This window comes from Vibrio sp. 970 (genome assembly GCF_033339075.1).
Genome location: NZ_JAWOTW010000423.1, coordinates 1 through 644 on the forward strand (window position 1 = coordinate 1; position 644 = coordinate 644).

Below are 644 nucleotides of genomic sequence, written 5' to 3' on the forward strand. Positions count from 1 at the left end.
CAAAACTGAGGGTATGGGCGAGTACCCAGAAGAGTAAACGTCCCGACGAGCCAGCGCACTAGAGCCTACAAAAAAGAGTGCTACAAAAACAAAAAACCGAGCGACTGAACGCTCGGTTTTTACTTTTGAACCTCTTGAATGAACATATCCATCTCTTCAAGATAATTGCCGTTTGAGCATCCCCAGTCAGTGACTTCAATCAGCTCAGTAATCAGCTGACCTGAATCATCACTTTGCACTCGCAAAACAAACGCTTCAAAACGGTCAAGTTGAGCCTGAGTTTTAATGGCATGTACCGCATATTCTTGCATCAGCTCGTTATACACCTGCCAACGGTGATCATCAGAAACATCGCTACTCAGAATGACCGCACATTTTTGCTGAATACTCTCAATGGCATCCTTTTTAGGAGCCGTCACTGACGAACATCCCGCTAAAACCACTCCTAGCGTCAGCAACGTTACTTTTGCTTTATTTATCATTTCGTTTCCGCTTTGTACGACTGCAACAAGAAATTTTATAAATTGTATACCATCAGCGCCCAAACGTAAGGTGCTCCACAACAAATAACCTACTAACCATTTAAAATGTAAACAAATAGTAAAATCACGTTTACGCGATGCAAAATCGACAAATGAGATTGT

General features: G+C 42.1%; 1 protein-coding gene. It reads right to left on the reverse strand.

The genetic code is table 11. The features are described from left to right. Window positions 1-119: 119 nt before the first annotated feature. Window positions 120-482 (reverse strand): hypothetical protein, encoded by a 363-nt coding sequence (locus tag R7Q11_RS27075; protein ID WP_025578921.1) that lies wholly within the window; start codon window positions 480-482, stop codon window positions 120-122. Window positions 483-644: the final 162 nt, after the last annotated feature.

What these genes read in the sequence shown, in the direction of transcription:
- R7Q11_RS27075 (WP_025578921.1), bottom strand. Translation starts at nt 482, where the DNA reads ATGATAAATAAAGCAAAAGTAACGTTGCTGACGCTAGGAGTGGTTTTA.